This window comes from Bradyrhizobium sp. CB2312, from assembly GCF_029714425.1.
Classification (GTDB): Bacteria; Pseudomonadota; Alphaproteobacteria; order Rhizobiales; family Xanthobacteraceae; genus Bradyrhizobium.
The window spans coordinates 3238669-3259220 of the sequence record NZ_CP121668.1 but is presented as its reverse complement, the minus strand read 5'-3'; the positions used below and the strand labels follow the sequence as shown (position 1 = coordinate 3259220).

General features: G+C 64.0%; 25 protein-coding genes. 10 read left to right on the top strand and 15 right to left on the bottom strand.

Annotated features, from left to right (window positions below; genetic code table 11):
• Nucleotides 1–18 precede the first annotated feature (18 nt).
• The 3 genes from QA642_RS15665 to QA642_RS15655 form a co-directional block, all read right to left on the bottom strand.
• On the bottom strand, nt 19–1287 hold the full coding sequence (locus tag QA642_RS15665; protein ID WP_283085451.1) for a CoA transferase: 1269 nt from the start codon (nt 1285–1287) through the stop codon (nt 19–21).
• 325 nt (nt 1288–1612) lie between these two features.
• Entirely contained in the window at nt 1613–1888 is a 276-nt protein-coding gene (locus QA642_RS15660; RefSeq protein WP_349253842.1) for a hypothetical protein, read from the bottom strand.
• A gap of 8 nt (nt 1889–1896) precedes the next feature.
• On the bottom strand, nt 1897–2196 hold the full coding sequence (locus QA642_RS15655) for a hypothetical protein (RefSeq protein ID WP_283086899.1): 300 nt from the start codon (nt 2194–2196) through the stop codon (nt 1897–1899).
• Nucleotides 2197–3008: 812 nt separating this feature from the next.
• Here QA642_RS15655 and QA642_RS15645 point away from each other — a divergent pair.
• Together QA642_RS15645 and QA642_RS15640 are read left to right on the top strand one after the other, a co-directional pair.
• A complete protein-coding gene (locus tag QA642_RS15645) occupies nt 3009–3209 on the top strand; it encodes a hypothetical protein (protein WP_283085450.1) in 201 nt (66 codons plus the stop codon).
• Nucleotides 3210–3399: 190 nt separating this feature from the next.
• Nucleotides 3400–4926 carry an FAD-dependent monooxygenase gene (locus tag QA642_RS15640; protein ID WP_283085449.1) on the top strand — a complete coding sequence of 509 codons (1527 nt, stop codon included), beginning with the start codon at nt 3400–3402 and terminating at the stop codon, nt 4924–4926.
• Between the two features lie 285 nt (nt 4927–5211).
• Here the strand turns inward: QA642_RS15640 and QA642_RS15635 are convergent, their stop codons facing one another.
• Entirely contained in the window at nt 5212–5493 is a 282-nt protein-coding gene (locus QA642_RS15635; protein WP_283085448.1) for a hypothetical protein, read from the bottom strand.
• 670 nt (nt 5494–6163) lie between these two features.
• Between QA642_RS15635 and QA642_RS15630 the strand changes: the two genes are divergently transcribed.
• Nucleotides 6164–6364, top strand: a complete 201-nt coding sequence (locus tag QA642_RS15630; protein ID WP_283085447.1) for a hypothetical protein — start codon at nt 6164–6166, stop codon at nt 6362–6364.
• The gene (locus tag QA642_RS15625; protein ID WP_283085446.1) at nt 6361–6585 is read left to right on the top strand and encodes a hypothetical protein; all 225 of its coding nucleotides are present in this window, start codon (nt 6361–6363) and stop codon (nt 6583–6585) included. Before QA642_RS15630 ends, QA642_RS15625 begins: the two co-directional genes overlap by 4 nt.
• Here the strand turns inward: QA642_RS15625 and QA642_RS15620 are convergent.
• The 3 genes from QA642_RS15620 to QA642_RS15610 all read right to left on the bottom strand — a co-directional run bounded on the left by QA642_RS15620 (nt 6563) and on the right by QA642_RS15610 (nt 7663).
• Nucleotides 6563–6757 (bottom strand): hypothetical protein, encoded by a 195-nt coding sequence (locus tag QA642_RS15620; RefSeq protein ID WP_283085445.1) that lies wholly within the window; start codon nt 6755–6757, stop codon nt 6563–6565. The genes QA642_RS15625 and QA642_RS15620 overlap by 23 nt on opposite strands.
• 360 nt (nt 6758–7117) lie before the next feature.
• Complete coding sequence (locus QA642_RS15615) at nt 7118–7324, bottom strand: hypothetical protein (RefSeq protein ID WP_283085444.1); 207 nt, start codon at nt 7322–7324, stop codon at nt 7118–7120.
• A 90-nt stretch (nt 7325–7414) separates the two neighbouring features.
• Nucleotides 7415–7663, bottom strand: a complete 249-nt coding sequence (locus QA642_RS15610; RefSeq protein WP_283085443.1) for a hypothetical protein — start codon at nt 7661–7663, stop codon at nt 7415–7417.
• Nucleotides 7664–8149: 486 nt separating this feature from the next.
• Between QA642_RS15610 and QA642_RS15605 the strand changes: the two genes are divergently transcribed.
• Nucleotides 8150–8326, top strand: a complete 177-nt coding sequence (locus QA642_RS15605) for a hypothetical protein (RefSeq protein WP_283085442.1) — start codon at nt 8150–8152, stop codon at nt 8324–8326.
• 88 nt (nt 8327–8414) lie between these two features.
• On the opposite strand, the gene QA642_RS15600 is transcribed toward QA642_RS15605, so the two are convergent.
• A complete protein-coding gene (locus QA642_RS15600) occupies nt 8415–8606 on the bottom strand; it encodes a hypothetical protein (protein ID WP_283085441.1) in 192 nt (63 codons plus the stop codon).
• A gap of 201 nt (nt 8607–8807) precedes the next feature.
• Here QA642_RS15600 and QA642_RS15595 point away from each other — a divergent pair, with 201 nt between their 5' ends.
• Together QA642_RS15595 and QA642_RS15590 are read left to right on the top strand one after the other, a co-directional pair.
• Nucleotides 8808–9128: a hypothetical protein gene (locus QA642_RS15595; protein WP_283086898.1), complete on the top strand. Its 321-nt coding sequence runs from the start codon at nt 8808–8810 to the stop codon at nt 9126–9128.
• A gap of 52 nt (nt 9129–9180) precedes the next feature.
• A complete protein-coding gene (locus QA642_RS15590) occupies nt 9181–9801 on the top strand; it encodes a hypothetical protein (protein ID WP_283085440.1) in 621 nt (206 codons plus the stop codon).
• 153 nt (nt 9802–9954) lie between these two features.
• Here the strand turns inward: QA642_RS15590 and QA642_RS15585 are convergent, their stop codons facing one another.
• A complete protein-coding gene (locus tag QA642_RS15585) occupies nt 9955–10140 on the bottom strand; it encodes a hypothetical protein (protein ID WP_283085439.1) in 186 nt (61 codons plus the stop codon).
• Nucleotides 10141–10534: 394 nt separating this feature from the next.
• Between QA642_RS15585 and QA642_RS15580 the strand changes: the two genes are divergently transcribed.
• Together QA642_RS15580 and QA642_RS15575 are read left to right on the top strand one after the other, a co-directional pair.
• Nucleotides 10535–10720: a hypothetical protein gene (locus tag QA642_RS15580; protein WP_027562464.1), complete on the top strand. Its 186-nt coding sequence runs from the start codon at nt 10535–10537 to the stop codon at nt 10718–10720.
• A gap of 236 nt (nt 10721–10956) precedes the next feature.
• Nucleotides 10957–12243, top strand: a complete 1287-nt coding sequence (locus tag QA642_RS15575; protein ID WP_283085438.1) for a divalent metal cation transporter — start codon at nt 10957–10959, stop codon at nt 12241–12243.
• Nucleotides 12244–12499: 256 nt separating this feature from the next.
• Here the strand turns inward: QA642_RS15575 and QA642_RS15570 are convergent, their stop codons facing one another.
• The 4 genes from QA642_RS15570 to rocF form a co-directional block, all read right to left on the bottom strand.
• Entirely contained in the window at nt 12500–12784 is a 285-nt protein-coding gene (locus tag QA642_RS15570; RefSeq protein WP_283085437.1) for a hypothetical protein, read from the bottom strand.
• 113 nt (nt 12785–12897) lie between these two features.
• Nucleotides 12898–13440, bottom strand: a complete 543-nt coding sequence (locus QA642_RS15565) for a cytochrome c (protein WP_283085436.1) — start codon at nt 13438–13440, stop codon at nt 12898–12900.
• Nucleotides 13427–14698: a sulfite dehydrogenase gene (gene soxC, locus QA642_RS15560; protein ID WP_283085435.1), complete on the bottom strand. Its 1272-nt coding sequence runs from the start codon at nt 14696–14698 to the stop codon at nt 13427–13429. Before soxC ends, QA642_RS15565 begins: the two co-directional genes overlap by 14 nt.
• A gap of 164 nt (nt 14699–14862) precedes the next feature.
• The gene (gene rocF, locus QA642_RS15555; RefSeq protein ID WP_283085434.1) at nt 14863–15837 is read right to left on the bottom strand and encodes an arginase; all 975 of its coding nucleotides are present in this window, start codon (nt 15835–15837) and stop codon (nt 14863–14865) included.
• 265 nt (nt 15838–16102) lie between these two features.
• On the opposite strand from rocF, the gene QA642_RS15550 reads away from it, so the two are divergent.
• Complete coding sequence (locus tag QA642_RS15550) at nt 16103–16363, top strand: hypothetical protein (RefSeq protein WP_283085433.1); 261 nt, start codon at nt 16103–16105, stop codon at nt 16361–16363.
• 18 nt (nt 16364–16381) lie between these two features.
• On the opposite strand, the gene QA642_RS15545 is transcribed toward QA642_RS15550, so the two are convergent.
• Both QA642_RS15545 and QA642_RS15540 read right to left on the bottom strand, forming a co-directional pair.
• Nucleotides 16382–19126, bottom strand: coding sequence for an EAL domain-containing protein (locus QA642_RS15545; protein WP_283085432.1), 2745 nt, complete (start codon nt 19124–19126; stop codon nt 16382–16384).
• A gap of 58 nt (nt 19127–19184) precedes the next feature.
• Entirely contained in the window at nt 19185–20435 is a 1251-nt protein-coding gene (locus QA642_RS15540) for a FecR family protein (RefSeq protein WP_283085431.1), read from the bottom strand.
• Between the last annotated feature and the right edge of the window lie 117 nt (nt 20436–20552).

Here is a 20552-nt window from a genome sequence, read left to right as displayed (position 1 = left end):
GAGACCGACCGAGCAGGTTCAAAACGGTGCCGACGGCTTGCCCGATCCAAAAGCGCCCTTTTGTGTGAGCTCCGAGATCCGACGTTCGTCGTATCCCAGCGTATCACGCAGGACGTCTTCGGTATGCTCGCCCAGCAAGGGTGCCGCCACAGGATCAATCGCTCCGGTCAGGCTCATATTGATCGGTGGTTCGATGTTGGGGACCCATGCCGCCGTAGGGTGTGGAATCCGGCTCAAGCGATGGCGCTGCCGAGCCTCCGGCGCGTTGAATCCCTCCTCGACCGTGCGGAGATAGCCGACCGGAATATTGGCCAGCTTCAATTTCGCCATCCAGTTCTCGAGTGTATCGCTCGCAAACACCTCCGCGATGGCGGCACGCAGAAGCTCCTTGTTCTCGGAGCGCGCTTTGCGCGAGGCGAACTGCGGATCGGTGATCAGATCGGGCCGGTTCAGCACCTCGACCACCAGGCGGCGATAGAGCCGGTCGTTGGCGCAGGCCATGTAGAGCGGCCCGTCGGAAGCCTCGTAGACGCCGACGGTGGGAGACCCGCTCGGCGAATTGCCGAACCGGCCGGGGTTCTCGCCGTTGATGAGATAGGCCATGCCGTAGAAGCCGGTCATCCCCATCGCGATATCAAACAGGGCGACCTCGACATGCTGCCCGCGGCCGAGCCGGTCCCGCGCCAAGAGCGCCATCAGAATCGCGTTGCAGGCAGACATCCCCGTCGCCATGTCCACGATGGGCGGGCCGGTTCGCACCGCCGGGCCATCGGCAAACCCGTTGAGCGACATGAACCCGCTTTCTGCTTGAGTGATGGGATCGAAACCGGGGCGTGAGGCAAACGGTCCGGTGCGCCCATAAGCGGAGATCGAGCAATAGACCAGCCGAGGGTTCAGCGCCGCGACGGACTCATAGTCGAGGCCGAATTTCTTCATGACGCCGCTGGAAAAGTTCTCCACGACCACATCCGCCTTGCGGATCAGATCCAGCGCGATCTCGCGAGCCTCCGGCACGGTGAGATCGAGCGCGATGCCGCGCTTGTTGCGATTCAGGCTGAGATAGGCCGCACTCTCGCCGCCGATTTCGGCGTGCTCATAGGCCCGCGTATCGTCGCCGCCGTCTGGATTCTCGATCTTGATGACACGCGCGCCGAAATCGGCGAGCGTCTGCGTGCACGCCGGCCCCGCCACGACGCGCGTGAAGTCGACGACCAGAAGACCATCGAGCGCAGTCGGTCTGCCGGTCACCCGCGACGAACGTTCCGGCAATTGAGGCTTGGTGGGCATAGACAGCGCTCCCTGACATCGGCTTATGATCGCCGAATTTCCTGCAATACCAACTTAAAGCCCGGCGCCGCCGGCTTCGCAAGGGCTTCACCCGCATCGCTTCAATACGCAAAAAGGGCCCGGCAGCGGCCAAGCTGCGGGGCCCTCTTTTCTATGTTGAAAAGTTGCCTTCCACATCACGGGAAACCCGCTCCATTGTTCAGCGAAGCCATTTCCGCCAATAGGGGCTGTGTGGCCACGCCCAGGGCACTTCGGGCTCGAAGAGCCGATAGCCCGCCCGGATGAAATTATTCGCAGAGACCGGATTGTCCGTCGTGTCGGAGACTTACTGGCCCACTCCACACGCCGTCCCCTCGCCTTGATTGTGCGCATCAGCCTGCACTGAAGGCCCCGGCCCCAAATGCCGCTGCAACACGCCGAGCCTGGAGAAATAACCTTCGCTGCGAGCGTGCGTCGACGGCACGACGCCGGCAAACGCGACCGCCTCGCGACCATGATAGGCCAGCCACCACGCTCCCAGCTCGAATTGCCGCATAGTAGCGCCGTCGAAGAACGACGTCATCTGATGTAGATCGGCCAAGGTGTCGGCAAATGTCCCCATCGGACGCATCACTTGCCCAGCACGACCTTGATGCAGAGCCAGATGGCGCCCATCAGACCGGTGGCAATCCCTGTGATCACAGCCTTGAACGTGTAGCTCTGCGCCTGCTCGACGCCCTTTCGCCATCTCCGCAGGTGCTGAAAATCAACCCTCAGCTCCTTACGGTCGTCCACTTCGATTCCAAAAGAGGCCAGCACCGACGCGACAGCCTTCAACACGATCGCATCGATGTTCTCCCGCTGAATCCTGTGCTGCTCAGCGAGCGTTTCGGCGACGATCGCTCGAATCTGATCGACTTGAACCTTCACCGCGTGATGATCTTCGCAACATTCTCGAACTCGCGATTGGCGAAGTAGAAGGACACCACGAGATTGGCCGCAATGGCGGCAAAGCCGACTAATGCGTTGGTGGTAATGAGGTCGAGAACATTGTCCCAGACAAGGAGCTTGACCCCAAGCGCGATCGAGAATCGCGTTAGCGGCTGAGACGCGCGCCGGCGGCGTTGCGTTATCGCTGCGCATTATGCCGACGAGCAGACGGATAGCCATTCTGGTATGTCTGCGCGCGAGCGAGCGGATCTCGGCCAGGGTGCGCGACCTCGACATCTTCCTGGTTGCGGGCAAGTGAACTGGTGCACGCTCGAGCTCGCATTCGATGATTTCCTCGTTCATGAGAACGCCTCCTACAGCACGATTGCAACAAGGGCGGCGAGCGCGAGCGATATCGGATAAGCGCTCATTGTCTCTCCTTCAGAAAAAGATGCGCGGCAGATCGCGTGACGGAGGGCAATCGTTTCGAGCGCGAACCCTATTTCCGGCCTCGGAGACGGCAGCGGCACGAGCGAACAGCACCAGCGTCGCGAGGCCGGCACGTTCGCAGTGCGCAGCCAGCACTGGTTGCGACGTCGGCACGCTGATCGCTCAACGCGGATACGCGAGTGCGTGGCCGGAACGCGTAGGCGACCGTCCGATTCTGGGATCGAAAACGAAAAAGCCCGTCGCGGATTGTCCGCGTGGGCTGAACCAAACTCGTTCGATGATGCCAGTATGCCAGTGTTTTGCCCGACGCGTCAAACGAACGAATTGGCGGAAGCAGCGTTAGCCGACCAGGAGGAACGCCAATGACAGTCGAGACGTCTTCACCCAGGACATCGCGAGATCTGCCGGGACCGAAGCCGCGCATCGACGAAGAGCGCGACACGCAAGAGGCAATGGTCGAAGACGCCGGCGAAACGGAGGACAACGGCCGCGATCTCGTGCACGGCGATGGCGGCACCATCGATGTTCCCACCAAGCCCGGCGATGTGTCGAAGGACGATTAGGCGGACCGGCGATCGGTGTGCATCGGGGTGATGCCTTCTGCAGGTGTTCTGCCCGACGCGTCAACGGTGTGAGCGCGGACGCATAAGCCGCTCCTCGCAACTCAATATGTGGTGCGTAAGGGGCTTGCTTCAAGTCCCCGCTCCTGCCGTAGAACCCGCGGGCTCAACCACAAGCCGAGGGGGTCACGACATGCCTGTATTGCTTCCGACATCCAGCTCGCGCGGCCGAGCCAGCGCAACACGCGCGGCGACAGGCGGCCATGCGGTCATCATCGCCGGCGGCGGCCCAACCGGGCTCATGCTGGCCGCCGAGCTCTCGCTTGCACAGATCGACGTCGCCATCGTCGAGCGGCGCGCGGACCATGAGCTCGTCGGCACGCGCGCCGGCGGCCTGCACGCGCGCAGCATCGAGATCCTCGATCAGCGCGGCATCGCGGATCGTTTCCTGCGCGAAGGACAGATTGCCCAGCTCGCGGGCTTCGCCTGGATCCGGCTCGACATCAGCGATCTCCCCACCCGCCACGCTTACGGGCTCGCACTGCGACAGAACCATATCGAACGCATCCTGGCCGACTGGGTCGCTGAGCTCGCGGTGCCGATCTATCGAAGCACCGAGGTCAGGGGCTTCGCGCAGGACGAGGCCGGCGTCGACGTCACGCTGTCCAGCGGACAGGCGCTGCGGGCGGACTATCTGGTCGGCTGCGACGGCGGCCGCAGCCTGGTGCGCAAGGCGGCCGGCATCGACTTCGCCGGGTCCGATCCGACGCTCAGCAATCTCATGGCCGAGGTCGAGATGAGCCAGGAACCCGCCTGGGGCCTCCGTCACGACGCGCTCGGCTTTCACGGCCTCAGCAAGGCGGAGAGCGGGCGCGTTCTGGTCGTCGTGACGGAAGCAACGCTCGCGCGCACCGGCGATCCCGGGCTGCGCGATCTCAGCGAGGCCCTCGTCGCCGTCTACCGCACCGATTTTGACCTCAAAAATCCTGCCTGGATCTCCCGCTTCACCGATGCGGCGCGGCAGGCCGCCTCCTATCGCAAAGGGCGCGTGCTGCTCGCCGGCGATGCCGCGCACATCCATCACTCCGTCGGCGGGCAAGGCCTCAACGCCGGCGTGCAGGACGCGGTCAATCTCGGCTGGAAGCTGGCGCAGGTTGTCAAGGGCATCTCGCCCCAAAATCTGCTCGACACCTACCACGCCGAGCGTCATCCCGTCGCCGCGCGCGTACTGCGCAACACCAGGGCGCAGATCGCCCTGCTCCGCCGCGCCGAGGACGGCCTCAATGCCGCGCGCGATATCGTGTCCGAGCTGCTCGCCATGGACGAGCCACGCAAGCATCTTGGCGCGACGATGAGCGGGCTCGACATCCGCTACGATTGCGGCGAAGGCCATCCGCTGCTTGGGCGCCGCATGCCCGATCTCGATTTGATCGTTGACGACGGTCCGGCGAGGCTGTTCACGCTTTTGCACGGCGCGCGAGGCGTGCTGATCAATTTCGGCGAGGCACAGAATTTCGACATCGCGCCCTGGACTAATCGCATCAGTGCGATCAACGCCAGCTACGACGGGGCGTGGGAACTTCCCGCGATCGGAGAAGTCAGCGCGCCCGATGCGGTTCTGGTGCGCCCCGACGGGCATGTGGCATGGGTTGGAAACGAGAGCGAAAGCGGACTCACGGAGGCGATGACAACTTGGTTCGGCCCTGCCGCTGCGGCGTAGCGTCCAACGATCTCAAATGCGATCCATACAACAACGCCCGGGGTGCGCCGAGGCGTGATCGAGGTCACAAGGCGAGCTTGACCAGTTGCAAGTTAGCCCTCGTCCTTCTCCTGTGAAAGCAGCCAGAGCTCTTCGTGAGAGGCATCGAAGTCATTTATTGCACCGAGGCTTCCGAGAACACTGATTGGTGCTCGATGCACGCTCTCCTCAATCTCCGCTTCCATCGTCACGTTATCGCCGGGATGCACAATGACCCGCTCGATACGGTGAATAAACTCGAGGGGCTTACCGTCCTCGCTCGCAATCGGTTGCATCGGCTTGCGGCCATGTCGTCGAAGCGCGCGACCATAGCCCAGAATCCTCTGGAACGGGCGCGGGCATCGACATCACCGCAACAAGTTCGTTGCCACAGCGAATGAGCGGCGAATTCTGGCGAGCGCCCGCGTCGCCTCCTTCCACCGCCATCGGCAGTTCGGGATGTCGCGCGCGAATGGCTTTGGCAATCGCGACCATGTCGGGAGTTGCCGGGGATTCCAACAAGACCAAGGCGAGAAACGAAATACTCATCGGCCGCCCCACGCAAGTTCGAGGCGCGACTGATGCTCAATCACGGCTCGCCCTAAGGTTGAGATGCTGCCGTCACTTGGAACAAATAGAGAGCAACGTCAAACGGTCGTTCGATGTTCTGCGCAATGCGAAGTCGTGCTCCCCGCAAGCTCATTCCGCGCAAGTGGTCACCGCTCGCCGCCACCCTCCTCGTCTTCCCTCCGCGGTGCATCCATCGTCCTGCGTCCGAGAAACGTATCGGGCAGCGGCTGTCTCAACAGCTCTCGGCATTCATGCGCCAACTTCCGCATGAATTCGGCCCGCTCATGGTCGATTGGCAATGGGCGATAGATCCGCATCACGCGTGCTCCCTCGCATTGCAGGCGGGAGCACGATCGGTCTCTCAGCCACCGACGCCTACGGACGAAGCCTTGGCCGGTGATGTCTGGCCAACGACCAGAGGTCCCTATTGTTCAAAATTGAACACGGAAATCGCACCGCAGTAAAATGAGTAATTCGCTCAAACGTCTCAGACTTGGTCGAAGATTCTTTGCAGTTACGTATCATATGATACGGACTCTCCACCTGGACAGAACGTAAAGTTAACGCATCACCGCAAGGCCCGAGGCATCGATCGGTGATGAGAACGCCAATTGCGCTTCCCGCCCTACTCGAACAAGGGAGCAGCGCCATGCTGAAGCGGCGTCGATTCAAGCAAACCAAGACACTCGACCAGCGGCTGGCCGAAGAGGTGATGCGCCTGCGCGATGAGGCGCGCGCGCTGCCGCCGGGCCGCAGCCGCGAGATGCTGCTGCGCAAGGCGCGGCAGGACGAGGCGGCGATCCAGATCGAGGCCTGGCTTCGCTCGCCGGGCCTGAGGGCTCCGACATGATGCAGCAATATCGCGCTTACCTGGTCGGCGACAACGGTGTCTTCCGCTCCGCCGAAGCGTTCGAGGCCCTGTCGGACGAGAAGGCGCTCGCCTTCGCGCGGCAGTTCACCCGGCAAGGCAATGTCGAGGTCTGGCAGCTCGGCCGCAAGATCGGGCTTTTGAAGCAGGCGACGTCCGCCGCCGCCCCGGCCTGCATCCTCAATCCGTCACGCCCGTCCTGACATCCTCCTCTTTCGGAAAAGGCTCATAGGTCTTGCGGCCGAGGAAGGTGTCGGGCTGCGGCGCCTTCAGCACGCTGGCTGCTTGCGCCGTCATCTCGCGGATGCGGGCATTCTGCGCCCTGATCTCGGCGGCCAGTTCGTGCACGCTGTCGATGAGTGATCTGCGGGCCATGGCGGCGCTCCCTTCGCTTATGCAGGCGGGAGCGCGATCGGTCTCTCAGCCACCGACGCCTACGGGCAGAGCCTCGGCCGGTGATGACGTGACAATATACCTTTCGAGCAAAAGCTGCAGAGGTATTTCAGTCGCCCCAGACGTGTTTGCCGCACGCGCACAGATAGAGGCGAACCGTCGCGCCGCTGCGCGGGTCCAGGAATTTGTGCGTGAGCCTCGGCCATGCCCCGCATTCCGGACAGGGGCGGCAGAGGTGCACCGCCGACCCCACACGTTTTTCGTCGTCATCTGTCATGCTGTGAAGAAAGCAGCTTTTGCGGGGGCGCGCCCTGCCCCAGGTTAATCGGGGCCACTTTGGTTTCAGGACCCGCTTTCGGACCAATCTTCCGACCGATCTTGCGATTTGGGCCACACCCGCGGCATGGGCGCGGCCAGCAGCGCCTCCGCGGCCGCGATCATCTCGATGGAGCGGTGCAGCATCTGGAGCGTGACCTCGTTGCCGGCGCGAATGCGGCTCGTGCTCGCCTGAACGAGCATCGCGAGCCATTCCCGATCATTCGGCAACATCGCAATCGCTCCCGGACAGGACGCCCGGCAAGTTAACTCATGTTAAGCCGACTGGTTCCCGATCGCCTGGATCGGCCGACCGCGCTCGCCTCATTCCTCGGCCAGCTTGCGCTCGATATAGGCATCCACCGTCTCGGCGAACGAACGCTGCACGCCGACCGCGACGCCATACTGATCGAGCGCGTCGCGCTGGAGCAGGCGCAGGCCGCGCCCGCGGGCGCTGACCGGCGCCGTGTTGAGATATTGGTCGATGGCGCCTTTGGCGAGTGGGATGGCCTTCGGGTCCCCCCTCGCGATCAACAGGCGCAAGAGGCTCTGGCATTCGGCGAGGCCAGGCATTGTGTCTTTCACCTTTGCTGCGATTTCGGCTTCGGCTTCTTCACCGGCTGGGTATGGGTGCCGAACAGGGCCAGCAGAAACGCGACTTCTTCCTTCGAACCGATCTGGATCATGACTGTCTCCTTGTCGCTCCGTTGGTCGGGCCCGGGGGCGAAGGAGTTCAGGATGATCTGGTTTCAGGACTGTTTCAGGCGTGTTTCGTCGCCGTCTTCCGCCCGCGTCGGTGCGACAGGCAGCCTCAGCTCCTGTCGTCGCGGCGCGCCTTGCTCTCGACGCGCGACATCCCACTTTCGAGGATCGCGAAGCGAAGCGCCTCGATCTGCTCCGCATATTCACGGTCGAGACGCATCCTGTCCTCGCGCAGCTTGCGAGAAGGGCGTGTGCGTGCAACGGGTCGGGCATCGAGCATATATGCCAAGCCATGGAAACCTCCGCCTTCACATGCGTTAAGATAGGTCTCTCGACCCGTCCCGGAGGGATTCACCCATGGACTTTGTGAGCGAAGCAGCCCGGCACCGCCACCAGGCCGAAGAGCTGCGCGCCAAGTCCGAACTGATGGCCGACGAAGCAACGCGCGCGCAATATCTGAGGATGGCCGAGGCTTACGACGCCATGGCGGATCAGGAAGAGCGGATAACGCGGCTGCCGAAATCTGAGGGCTAGGGTCCGCGCAAGCGCCACGGCTTGCGTGCACCGTCGGTCACGGCCCCGGTCCAGACCGCTTGAGCTGCGAACCTTCGAACCAACCCGATCAAGGCTTTCGCTTCTGCGTGACGAGGCGTAGCGCGATCCCGTGCTGCCAGGCACGTGCCCTGATCGCCGCTTCGCTGCGCTTGAGGGCCCCGGCAATCTCGTCCGGTCGCCGGCCCGCCTCTGGCATCGCCATCAGCTGCTCGTGCTCTTCCGCGGTCCATTTCTTCAGCCACGGATAGCGGTCTTGCACGCGTTGCCTCTTGAATTGCCGGAGGGGGATTCAGGCCCAGCCGCAGAACGGGAAGAAGCGGCAAAAGTTCCTGAGCCGAAAGCGATCGTTCGTCTCTCCCGAAACACGCCTGCCCTGCGGCACTCCGCACTTCGAACCGAAGCAACCAATTCGAATCTCGCTTGTTGTCGCCGGCACAATCAACTGCCGGAGAACGAAAACATGTCACGTCTAACTCTGCTGGTCACAACCTTGCTGCTGCTCGGCTCTGTGCCCGCAGGCGCCCAGTCACAGCCAGCGCAAAGCGGGCCGGGAAACAACGCGGTCAACAGTTCCGATCAAAACAATTCAAACGCACCGGTCGCCGGCCGCAACAGCTTCACCGAGGGCCAGGCGAAGTCGCGGATCGAGGCGGCGGGATATTCCAACGTCTCCGGCCTGCAGAAGGACAACGAGGGCGTCTGGCGCGGCAAGGCCGACAAGGCCGGTACCAAGACCGATGTCAGCGTGGACTTCCAGGGCAACGTGAACCCCACCAAGTGACGAGCAAGCAGCGAATAGAACCAGAGCGAATAGAACCAGAAGGACTTAAGCAATGACGATCACCATCTCTCGTCTCTACGACAATTATTCCGACGCCGAGCGCGCCGTGACCCGGCTCGAAGGCGCCGGTGTGCCGCATTCGGACATCAGCATCGTCGCCAACAACTCGGACAATTGGTTCGGCTCTTCGCGCGGCAAAGTCGACCGCGACCGCGACGGCGTCGATGATCGCGCCGAGGGTGCCGGGACCGGTGCCGGCATCGGCGCGGGCCTCGGCGGCGCGGCCGGCCTACTTGCGGGTCTTGGCCTGCTCGCCATTCCGGGCCTCGGCCCGGTGGTCGCGGCGGGCTGGCTCGCTTCCACCGCCGTCGGCGCGGCTGCCGGCGCGGCCACGGGCGGAATCGTCGGCGCGTTGACCGAGGCGGGCGTTTCGCGGGAAGACGCTTCGCGCTATGCGGAAGGCGTTCGCCGCGGCGGCACGCTCGTGTCCGCCAAGGTGCCCGACCAGGACCGCGCCCGCCTGGATGCGCTGCTCGACGAAAGGTCCGTCAACCTTCAGGACCGCAGCTCCGCCTGGCAGAAAACCGGCTGGACCGACTTTGACGCCGCAAGTCCTCCGCTCGCGCCCGACGACATCCGCCGCGAGCGTGAACTCTACGGCACCCGGCGATAGAGTGCGCCAGACCCAGGAGACCCCCAACCCAAGAGAAAGGGCCCCTACCCGGGGCCCTTTTTTGGGGTGACTCCGATCGGGAAAACTATGCATCCAGGCGGCAAATGGGGCGCTTCCCTTCGGGCACGGCTTCAGCTTCGGCTTCGAAGGCGCTCATGCCGCGGTGCCGGCGCTGCGGTCGTGCATGGCCGTTTCAACCTGGTCCGCCAGCACCGTGAGATGGCCCGCGAGCGTGTCGAACAACTCGCGCTTGGCCTTGCCGGTCGCAAGATCGCGGATCAACGCGCATTCGGCGGCATCCTTGCGCAGCTTCTCGAGCTGCATTCGATAGTCCTGCATGGCGCCCTCCCTGGCGCGCTAGCGGCGGATTCACCGCCAGATCTCTTCACGGCAAGCTTCGCAGCGGTAGATCAGGACCGATCTGTCGCGTTTCACGTCGAGCATCGATGTGATGTAGCGCGACGGCATCTTGCATTTCGGACAGGGTGGCCCCGGCTGCGGACGGCCGGGCATCGTTCGTTCTGCCTCCCTCTGTTCGGTCACGACTCAAACCTCGCTTCGGGGTTCCTAAGTACCAAAGTGGACAATGGTTCCTGGCTTAACTCCGAAGGGTCAAACTTTAACTCAAATGCAACGATGCGGATTCGGCGGAATGAAATCCCTTCGCGCCATGCTGGGACATGTCGGGCGACATGATGGCGCCCGGGCTTTAAGCGGGCTGGAGAGATTGCCGATGTACTACGTCGCCGCCGCATTGCTGGTGCTGTCGGGACTGTTCTACTCCGCGAGCCATCACGAGCTCGGCCAGTTCGGCGCGAACATGTGCAGCTATGGCAGCGCATTCTGCGAGAACCCGCTGATCGTCTTTTCCGGGGCGGCGCTCGCCGCGGCCTGGGGCATGTTCGTCAGCGTCAAATGAGGGGCGCCTGCGCTCGTCTCCGGCGCTGGAATTCCGCCGGCGGATGCGGCCAGGCCCGCGGGCGGCCGGCACGCTTCGAGAGCTTTCGGGACGATGCCAATCTACAGGTGTTTTGCCCGACGGGCCAACCGAATTTAGCATAATCAGAAAATGCGAAGATCCGAAAAGGCCCGTGGAACTTTTGTTCCCGGCTTTGCATTGGCCAAGGAGACGCCGCACCGAGCCGAGCCCCCGCCATGACCGACAGCGCCCTGACCCCGACGAAATCCGAGCGGACCTTCCTGCAACGGCTGGGGCCGGGCCTCATCACCGGGGCGGCGGACGACGATCCGTCGGGCATTGCCACCTATTCGCAGGCCGGTGCGCAATTCGGCTATGGACTGCTCTGGACGGTGTTTCTGACCACGCCGTTCATGATCGCGATCCAGCTCGTCAGCGCGCAGATCGGGCGCGTCACCGGCAAGGGGCTTGCCGCCAACGTCATGCAGATCGCGCCGCGCTGGGCGGTGCTTGGACTGGTGGCGATGCTCGTTGCCGCCAACACGTTCAACATCGCCGCCGACATCGCCGCGATGGCGGAGGCGCTCTCGCTCGTCATCGGCGGCCTCAACCACGAGCACGCGCTCATCTTCGCGGCCGGCTCGACCCTGCTCCAGGTGTTCCTGCCCTATCGCCGCTATTCGCCGGTGCTGAAATTCCTCACGTTGGCGCTGTTCGCCTATGTCGCGACCGCCTTCACCGTGAAGATCCCGTGGAGCACGGCAGTGCTCGCCGCGGTGTGGCCGCAGACGAATGTCAGCGCCGACTATTTCATGATGGTGGTCGCGGTGCTCGGCACCACCATCAGCCCTTATTTGTTCTTCTGGCAGGCATCCCAGGAGGTCGAGGAGATGAATTGCGGCCAGCGCGACAAGCCGCTTCGCGAGCTGAAGCGCGGCGGCAGTCCGGAGCTTGCGCGCATCAGGGCCGACACCATTTCCGGCATGCTGCTCTCGAACGGCATCGCCTTCTTCATCATCCTGACCACGGCGTCGGTCCTGCACGCCAACGGCGTCACCAACATCAGCTCGGCGACGCAGGCAGCCGAAGCGCTGCGGCCGCTCGCCGGCGATTTCACCTTCGCCCTGTTCGCAACCGGCATCATCGGCACCGGCCTGCTCGCGATTCCGGTGCTGGCGGGCTCGGCGGCTTACGGCGTTGCGGAGATATTCGGCTGGCGCGCCACGCTGGAGGCAAAGCCGGACGAGGCGGCCGGGTTCTACACCATCATCGCCGCCGCGACCGCGATCGGCTTCGGGCTCGGCTTCACCGGGATCGACTCGATCCACATGCTGGTGTGGAGCGCCGTGCTCAACGGCGTCGTCGCGGTGCCGATCATGGCGATGATGATGCTGATCGTCTCGAGCCGCGCGATCATGGGCCGTTTCAGGGCGCGGTCGTGGCTGATCGCGCTGGGCTGGCTCGGCACAGCGCTGATGGCGCTGGCCGTCCTCGCCCTGCTCGGCTCGTCCCTGATCGGCTGATTAGAGCGGCGACAACGCCGCCGAGATCTGCGAGGCGATGATGAAGGCCGCGAACACGGCCGGCACGGCGATGAACCGCAGGAACTGATCAATCGAAAGCATTGCTGTCGTCCCCCAAAGACAAAAGCGCCCTCGCCCGCCGCGCTACTCCACCCCTTGTGCGACGTGCTGATCGTTGCGGCCGCCGCGTCCTTCGAGGTCACGGCGATCCGCCGTTAGGCTGGCAGTTGTGGCTGGAGCGAGGCTTGCGACCGGGCTACGGCGTCACGGGATTGACGGTCGGGGATGTCTTCGGCCCCGGCCGCGCCGGTTCGAGCGGCGACTTCGGCTCGGTCGGAAGCACTGCGGCACCTGCAGCACGCGCAGCCTCGCCGGTGGTTGCATACATCGCGACATGGGCCGGCTGGGTCTTGGCGCGATTCCAAGGACCGTGGTCGACGATCAACATTGCAGCGATCGTCAAGCCGGCCACGATCAGCGCAATCACGCCGGGATGGCGAAGCGCCGAGGACATGGAGTTCGCGAAACGATCCGTCGTCATCGAAAAATCCAACGCTGTTTCCTCTCGCAGGTTAATTCAAATTGGTCCCGCGAGTTCCCGCATACTTTGGGCAGTTCCCCGTTTCTGCGCGGAACTTGATCGGTCCCACGGCTTCACTTCTTCACATCCGGGCGCGCATCGCCGACGAATTTGTCGCGGTTCGGCATTCTGATGGCCGCGAGCGATTTAGCGTCGAGGATCGCATCCGCCCCAACAAGCCCGTTCAGGTTCAGGACATAGGCCGACACCGCATAGACGTCGTCGTCGCCCAGCGATTGCGGCGCATTCTGCGGCATCGCGCGGCGGATGTAGTCGAACAGTGTCGGCGCATAGGGCCAGTAGCTGCCAACGGTTCGGACCGGCTTTGCCGTTCCGATCGTGCCCTGTCCGCCGGCGAGCCGGTCACCGAGACCGCCTTCGCCTTTGTCGCCGTGACACGAGGCACATTGCTGAGCGTACACCTCACGCCCATGCGCGACCGAGCCGCTTCCCTTCGGCAAATTGCTGCCATCGCGGCCGACGTCGATATTCCAGCCTGCGACCTCGGCGGCCGTTGCCGGCCGACCAATACCGAAGGGGCTTTGTGCTTGCGCCGCATTCACCCAGATGCCGGCGGGGATCGCAGAGACGACGCCGCAAGTGTCAAGCCAGCGCATTGGCCACCTCGCCGTCTTGAGCGATGCGCCAGGGCCAGATCGCATTGTTGTGGTAGAAAAAATTCTCGCCGCGCACCGCGAGCAGTTCGGCCAGCGTCGGCTGCACATAGCCGGTCTCGTCGATCGCGCGGCTCTGGATCACGGCGGGCTTGCCGTCCCACTGCCACGGCAGACGGAAGCGCGTCAGGGCACGCGTCAGCACCGGCTCCTGCAAGCGCGCTTCCTGCCAGCTCTTGCCGTCGTCTACTGACACGTCGACACGCGCGATCTTGCCATGTCCGCTCCAGGCGATGCCGGTGATCTCGTGGAAGCCCGGCGCGCTCAGACGCTCGCCGCCCGATGGACGCGTGATGATCGACTTCGCCTCCATGTAGAAGGAGAACTCGCGCGCGGTGCCGTCCGGCAAGAGATCGGTGTATTTCGACGTCTCTTCGCGCGAATAGACGGGCTCTGCCGTCACATGCAGGCGCCGCAGCCACTTCACGCTCATGTTGCCTTCGAAGCCCGGCAGGAGCAGGCGCAGCGGATAGCCCTGCTGTGGGCGCAGCCGCTCGCCGTTCTGGCTGTAGACCAGCATGGCATCCTCGAGGCACTTCTCGATCGGGATGCTACGTGTCAGCGCTGCCGCGTCGGCGCCTTCGGCGATCACCCACTTGGCCTCCGGCTTCAGCCCGGCCTCCTGAAGCACCAGCTTCAGGCTGACGCCGGTCCACTCGGCGCAGCTCACCAGACCCACGAGGTCCGATGCCGTCTTGCCGTAGGGCTTGCTGTAGCCGGGATTGCCGGAGCATTCGAGGAAGTGGATGCGCGACTCCGATGGAAATCGCCTGAGATCGTCCATTGTGAAGATCAGCGGCCGTTCGACGAGCCCGTGCAGCATCAGCCGGTGCTGCGCCGGATCGATGGTGGGGACGCCGCCGTGATGCCGCTCGTAGAACAGCCCGTTCGGCGTGATGATGCCATCGAGCTCCTGCAAGGGCGTACGACTGGACGCAGAGATGTACTGCTTGAGAGTCTTCGAGATGTTTTTGACCACGCCCTTCTCGAACGGCGAGGGCGCGCCGTAAGGCTGGCTTCCCATGGGGTCGCCCGGCGCCTTCATCCACTCAGGAACGTTGGGCGGGAGATTGTCCGTCTCCGCGGCAACAGCAGGGCCCGCGCCGAGAACGGCGCCTCCAATGGCTGCCGAGCCGGCAGTCAAGAGACGGCGGCGCGTGGTCGTCACGGGATTGTCGTCAGGATGCGTCGTACTGCTCATTGCGGGCCCTCGGCTGGCGCTGAGCCCGCATCAAACAATCCGACTGCGGTATTTGCAATTCGCAGCTGTTTCAAAAGCCGGCGATTTCGATCGGGGCTGATCTAAATCTCGCGGCCGCAGGAGCAGTTCCTTTCCTTGCAGTGCACAAACGCGAGCAGCTTGATTCACTCCCCCGGGGCGATCGCATTGCTCGGCGTCGGCCGATCGGTGATCTGCTGGCCGAACAGACTGCCGATCAGCTCGACCGCGGTGCGCGCGGTCCGGCCGCGCTCGTCGAGGAATGGATTGAGCTCGACGATGTCGACCGATCCGACCACGCCGGAATCGTGCAGCAGCTCCATGATCAGATGCGCTTCGCGATAGGTCGCACCGCCCGGTACGGTGGTGCCGACGCCTGGCGCCACGCAAGGATCGAGGAAATCGACGTCAAAACTGACATGCAGCACGCCATTGCTCGCCTTGACCCGTTCGATGACGCGTCGGATCAGCACTGCGACACCGAACTCGTCGATCTGCCGCATGTCGACGACCCTGATCCGTCGCGCGCGCATCAATTCCTTTTCGAGCTTGTCGATCGAGCGCGCGCCGAACAGATCCAGTCTATCAGGATCGATCGAGGCGCGCGGATCGTCGCCCAGGAGGCCGTCAAGGCCCGGCTCGCCGCACAGGAAGGCGGCCGACATGCCGTGCATGTTGGCCGTGATCGTCGTCTCCGGCGTGTTGTAGTCGGCATGGGCATCGAGCCAGAGCACGAACAGCTCGCGCCCGCGCTCCTGCCAGTGACGCGCCATCGCATTGACCGAGCCCATCGACAATGTGTGATCCCCGCCGAGAAAGATCGGGAGCGCACCAGTTTGCGCGATCTCGTGGCCTCTGCGGCTCAGCACGCGCGTCCAGCGCTGGATCTCGCGGTAGTGATTTGCCTTCTCAGGCGGCCTGTCGGCGAGGTCCGGGACCTCGGCGACGGAGAGATCGCCATAATCGACGACTTCGAAGTCGAGACTTTCGAGCAGTGTGGCAAGACCGGCTGTGCGCAACGCTGCAGGGCCCATCAAGGTACCGCGCTGCGAGGCCCCCATGTCGATGGGCGCGCCGAGCAAGGCGATGCGCCGGGCTCGATCCATGGTCCGGTCGGTCACGGCAATCTCCCGAGTTCAGCAAGGCTGCACCAGCCTAACAGAGATTCGCAGCCGTCGTTTCCCGGGGATTTCGCAACGAGATGCGTCCGGCTGGAACTAATTCCCGTGCGGCGCATTTCCACTGCAAGGCCGGCACCCGCCGTTCAAAACGGCGCCTGTCGCGGATAGCCAAAGGTCTTCGGGCCCGCTGTTCCAAAACAAGCGCACGCGAGGATAGCCAAAGGTGCCGGTCTCAATCTTTCCGTCAGGTTCGGAGGTCGCGCGCTTGAGCACGGAAATACCGCAGCCCAATCCTCAGCCCGGCATGGCCGAACGCGCCATCGACGCCGCCACCGACGTCTCCCAAACCATCGGCGAGGTCGCGGGAGGCTTGCGCGCAGCGGTCGACCGTCTCACCTATGCAATCGATGAGGCGCGAAAGCCCGGACGACCACTCGCGACTGTCGCGGCGATCACGCGCGAAGCGCCCTTGGCCAGTCTGTTCGTCGCCTTCCTGTTTGGTGTGGCGGTCGCCCGCCGGCGCTAGCGGCCGAGATCAAGCAATTCAGGCCGCGGTGACGACTGCGAGTGCGGCCCTGAAAAATTGTGTCTCGAACGCCGCCACAGGCATCGGACGGCCGAAAAAGTAGCCCTGCCCTTCCTTGCATCCCATGCTGACCAGGAAGTCGGCCGTGGCGCGGTTCTCGATGCCTTCGGCCATGACCGTCAGACCGAGCTGCTTGCTGAGGCCAATCGTCGATCCGACGATCGCAGCGTCGTCGGAATCGGCGAGCAGGTCGAGCACGAACGACCGGTCGATCTTGAGGCCGTCCAGCGGGAATTTCTTCAGATAGCTCAGGCTTGCATAGCCGGTGCCGAAATCGTCGAACAGGATGCGCACGCCGAGCTGCTGGATCCGCTTGAACATGTCGAGCACGCGGGTCTCGTCATGGAGCAGGATGTCTTCGGTGACCTCGAGCTCGAGCAGCCACGGCGTGAGCCCCGTCGTTTCGAGCAGGGCCGCAACCGAATGCGCGAGATCGCCGGAGTGGAGCTGCGATGGCGACAGGTTGATCGCGACGCGCACGTTGTTGCCGGACAATTCCCAGGCGCGCGCCTGACGAGCGGCAGTCTCCATCACCCAGGTCGCGATCCGCTCGGACAGCGCCGAGGTGTTGACCACCGGCATGAACTCGCCAGGCGACACGTAGCCGCGCACGGGGTGCCGCCAGCGGATGAGCGCTTCGGCCCCGACCAGGCCGCCGTCGACCAGCCGAACCTGGGGCTGGTAGAACAGCTCGAATTCGCCGCGATCCGCGGCGAGCGCCAGTTCACTCTCCAGCGTCAGCCTGTTCTCAAGCTCCTGCCTGATCGCATTCTCGAAGATCACATGGCTGCCGCGCCGCGTCAGCTTGGCCTTGCTGAGTGCGAGATGGCCGTTGCTGAGGAGATCGTCGGCGTTGTGCCCGCCTTCCGGATAGACGGCGACGCCGACGCTGATCCGCACGCGATGCTGACGCGTGCCCGTTGTGAGCGGCGCCTCGAACGCGCGGGCGATGCGCTCGACGAACTCCGCAATCGGCTCGCCAACATCTGCGCTTTCGCGCACGATGGCGAATTCATCGCCGCTGAGCCGGGCAACGACCGAGCCATCTCCGGCCTGCTCCTTCAGGCGATCAGCGACCGCCTGCAGCACGAGGTCGCCGGCGGAATGACCCAGCATGTCGTTGATGCGCTGGAAGCCGTCGAGCCCGATCACCAGCAGCGCGACCCCGCAGGAGCGCCGCTGCGCATCCGCAATCGAGCCGACCAGCCCGGCATGCAGCATGTTCCGGTTGGCAAGTCCCGTCAGCGCGTCGTGTTCGGCGAGATACCTGACACGTTCGGCTTCGCGCTTGCGGACCGAGATGTCGCGCAGGATGGCTCCGTACTGGAAACCGTCCGTTCCCTGCCAGCCCGAGAAGCTGGCTTCGACGGGGAACGTCTCGCCGTTCTTGCGCCGGCCCACGAACTCGACGACGACGGCGCCACCGGGCACCAGCAGCGCCTGGCGCGCAGCATCACGCATGGCGAAAGCCTTTGCGCCAGCACCCGCGGGCACCGCACAGAGCGTCTCGAACGGCTGCCCGATCATTTCGGTCGGCATGTAGCCGAAGATCGCGCTGGCGCCGGGATTCCACACCGTGATCCGGTGATCCTCGTCGGTGCAGACCAGACCGTCGCCGAGCGACATTGCGATACGATGAAAGCGGCTTTCGGCGATGCGCCCCAAGAGGCTGCGGAAATCGATCTCGTCGAGCGCGATCGCCGTCAGATAGGCGATGATCGCGATATGAAACAGCGAGGTGTCGATGATGAGCGGCCATTTTACCTGTACGAAGGCAGCGGCCAGCTCGAGGCCAACCCCCGCAGCAACGAGGACCGCGACGCGGACACCGGGAGCGAAGCGGCGCCACGAATACATCATCAGCAAACAGATCAGGCCCAGGCCAATGAACATGCCGACATCGGAGGTCCAGCGCAGCATGCGGTTCTGGAGGATGGATTCCGCCGCGAGCGCCTGGAGGGCGGGCCCCGAGATGATCTTGCCGTTCGGAACGCTGAACCGGTCGCCCAGCTCGAGCGCCGTGGCGCCGACGATGATCTTCTTGTCTCTCAACTTGCCCAGAGTGGCTGCGTCGCCGCGCAGCACGTCGGAATAGGAGACGGTGGGGATGGAGGACGCACGAATGCTGAAATCGATCAGGAAGGGCGGCCGCCGATTGGCGTCCTGCCCGGCCAGCACGACGGCCATCGACGGCATCTGGGATTCGCCGAGCTTCTCGCCAACCGGATAACGGCGGACGAGCCCGTCGGATTCAATCGCGACATTGACGACGGCCGGCCACGACTGGTTGCTGAACAGCTTCAGAGGGCGATTGATGTGAGCCGTGCCGCCATTCGGCGACGGCTGCTTGAAGGACGGCAGGATCGTCGAACCGCCGACCTCGCGAAGCGCCGTGAGGAAGGCCGCGTCCGAGGCCGGATCCGACGGCGTGCTGAAATCGACGTCGAAGGCGACGTCCTGCGCGCCCGCCGCCTCGAGCCTGTGCAATAGCTCGGCATGGAGCCGCCGCGGCCACGGCCAGACTCCGATCTGGTCGATCGAGAGCGCGTCGATAGCCACCACGACGACGTTGCCGGTCGCCGGACGCGATTGCCAGGCGAAACGCAGATCGGTGAGCGCATTGCGAAGCGCGCCATGCCATCCCGTGGACAGCACGACCGCAAGCGCGATCACGACCAGAATATGCGGCCGATAACGTTTCACCCGATCCACCTACACACCCGCTTCAGCGCGTGCGCCCCCTCACCCCTTGGAATTCGCGTCAGTGTCGGCCGTTGCCGTGGCCGTTACTGCCGTTACCGCCGCCATTCCCGTTGCCGTTACCGTTGTTGCCCTTGCCGTTCCCGGTGGCACCACTGTTGCCGTTACCGTTTCCGTTGTTGCCGCTATTCCCGTTACCGTTGTTGCCGCCAATTCCATTGCCGTTGTTGCCATTCTTGCCTGACGCATCGCTGGTCGACCCGGCGCTGGTCGCAACAGTCGTCGTCGCACTTGTCGACGAAGACGTGGCACTGGCCGCAGCTGCACTGCTGCTCGTGCTAGCGGCCGTCGCGGTCGAGCTGTTCGCGGCCGTTGTCATCGTGCTCGTCTTGCTATCGCTCCAGACCGTCGCGGTATTGGTGCTGGCGTTCGCGTTGCGCACCTGTCCCGGAGCAGTCGCGCCGTGAGCAAGCCCGTTGGTGACCTTGTGGACGTTCAGCTTGACTTCGCCGAGCGAACTCGAGATGCGCACTACGCCGGCTTTGGGCGCGTGAGCTCCGCTCGCCTGATGCGATTGCTTCGGCGCGCCGGCTGCCTTCGTCCCCTTGTCGATCGGACCAAGCGCATGGATCGCATGGCCGTTGGCCGCATTGCGCGGCGCCGACAGGCCCGACTTCGGCACGGGGACGCGCTCGATCGTCGAGGCGCGCGGCTTGCCCTGCTCGATCGGATTGAAGGTCCCGGCACCGCCCAGACTGAGGCCGGGCTTGCCGTGCTCGAAGGCGGTTGCCGATTGTCCCGGCATGACTTGGGCGATCTGTCCCGTCTTGAAGTCCGACACTTCGACCTGGCCGCGCCGCACGCCGACTTTGGTGCTGCCCGCTCCGACGGTGACGCTGAACTGCGTTCCCTTGACGACCGCGGCGAGATAGGGCGTCTCGACCTCGAAATGCTTGACGTTACGCTTCTCGACCTCGAGCAGGATCGAGCCTGCCTGCTGGATGATCGTGGTCGAAAGCCCCTCCTTCTTCTCGGCCGGCAAGCCGACCACCGAGTTCGGAGAGATCAGAATGGTTTCTTCACCGCGCATGAGCAGCACGCGTCCGTTGCGGCCGGTGCGAATTGTGTCGCCAGGCTTGAGCGTGCCGTCCTGATTCAGCGACACGGGCTGCGCACCATCAGTGGCGAGCCAGACCTCGCCCGAGGACTTGCTGACCGACCAGACACCGTCGTCCGCGGCGTGCGCAGCAGAAGCCATTCCCAGGATCAGCGCAGCCACGAAGGCGCACCGCATTCCAACTCCGCCGAGCATGATGATCCTCAGTCCCCGTTACAGGAGGACCCCGAGGTATCCGAAATCACTCAACATAGAATTAGCGGGAAGCATCCGGTCGGCAGGTGCCATTAACGATTCATTGACCATAAAAAC

Coding starts and splice junctions, on each gene's coding strand:
- QA642_RS15565 (WP_283085436.1), bottom strand. CDS start 13,440: ATGCGCTGGCTTGACACTTGCGGCGTCGTCTCTGCGATCCCCGCCGGC.
- QA642_RS15640 (WP_283085449.1), top strand. CDS start 3,400: ATGCCTGTATTGCTTCCGACATCCAGCTCGCGCGGCCGAGCCAGCGCA.
- QA642_RS15635 (WP_283085448.1), bottom strand. CDS start 5,493: ATGAGTATTTCGTTTCTCGCCTTGGTCTTGTTGGAATCCCCGGCAACT.
- QA642_RS15575 (WP_283085438.1), top strand. CDS start 10,957: ATGACCGACAGCGCCCTGACCCCGACGAAATCCGAGCGGACCTTCCTG.
- QA642_RS15570 (WP_283085437.1), bottom strand. CDS start 12,784: ATGACGACGGATCGTTTCGCGAACTCCATGTCCTCGGCGCTTCGCCAT.
- QA642_RS15605 (WP_283085442.1), top strand. CDS start 8,150: ATGGACTTTGTGAGCGAAGCAGCCCGGCACCGCCACCAGGCCGAAGAG.
- QA642_RS15540 (WP_283085431.1), bottom strand. CDS start 20,435: ATGCTCGGCGGAGTTGGAATGCGGTGCGCCTTCGTGGCTGCGCTGATC.
- QA642_RS15625 (WP_283085446.1), top strand. CDS start 6,361: ATGATGCAGCAATATCGCGCTTACCTGGTCGGCGACAACGGTGTCTTC.
- QA642_RS15665 (WP_283085451.1), bottom strand. CDS start 1,287: ATGCCCACCAAGCCTCAATTGCCGGAACGTTCGTCGCGGGTGACCGGC.
- soxC (WP_283085435.1), bottom strand. CDS start 14,698: ATGAGCAGTACGACGCATCCTGACGACAATCCCGTGACGACCACGCGC.
- QA642_RS15610 (WP_283085443.1), bottom strand. CDS start 7,663: ATGCCTGGCCTCGCCGAATGCCAGAGCCTCTTGCGCCTGTTGATCGCG.
- QA642_RS15645 (WP_283085450.1), top strand. CDS start 3,009: ATGACAGTCGAGACGTCTTCACCCAGGACATCGCGAGATCTGCCGGGA.
- QA642_RS15590 (WP_283085440.1), top strand. CDS start 9,181: ATGACGATCACCATCTCTCGTCTCTACGACAATTATTCCGACGCCGAG.
- QA642_RS15620 (WP_283085445.1), bottom strand. CDS start 6,757: ATGGCCCGCAGATCACTCATCGACAGCGTGCACGAACTGGCCGCCGAG.
- QA642_RS15595 (WP_283086898.1), top strand. CDS start 8,808: ATGTCACGTCTAACTCTGCTGGTCACAACCTTGCTGCTGCTCGGCTCT.
- QA642_RS15615 (WP_283085444.1), bottom strand. CDS start 7,324: ATGTTGCCGAATGATCGGGAATGGCTCGCGATGCTCGTTCAGGCGAGC.
- QA642_RS15580 (WP_027562464.1), top strand. CDS start 10,535: ATGTACTACGTCGCCGCCGCATTGCTGGTGCTGTCGGGACTGTTCTAC.
- QA642_RS15585 (WP_283085439.1), bottom strand. CDS start 10,140: ATGCAGGACTATCGAATGCAGCTCGAGAAGCTGCGCAAGGATGCCGCC.
- QA642_RS15630 (WP_283085447.1), top strand. CDS start 6,164: ATGCTGAAGCGGCGTCGATTCAAGCAAACCAAGACACTCGACCAGCGG.
- QA642_RS15660 (WP_349253842.1), bottom strand. CDS start 1,888: ATGGGGACATTTGCCGACACCTTGGCCGATCTACATCAGATGACGTCG.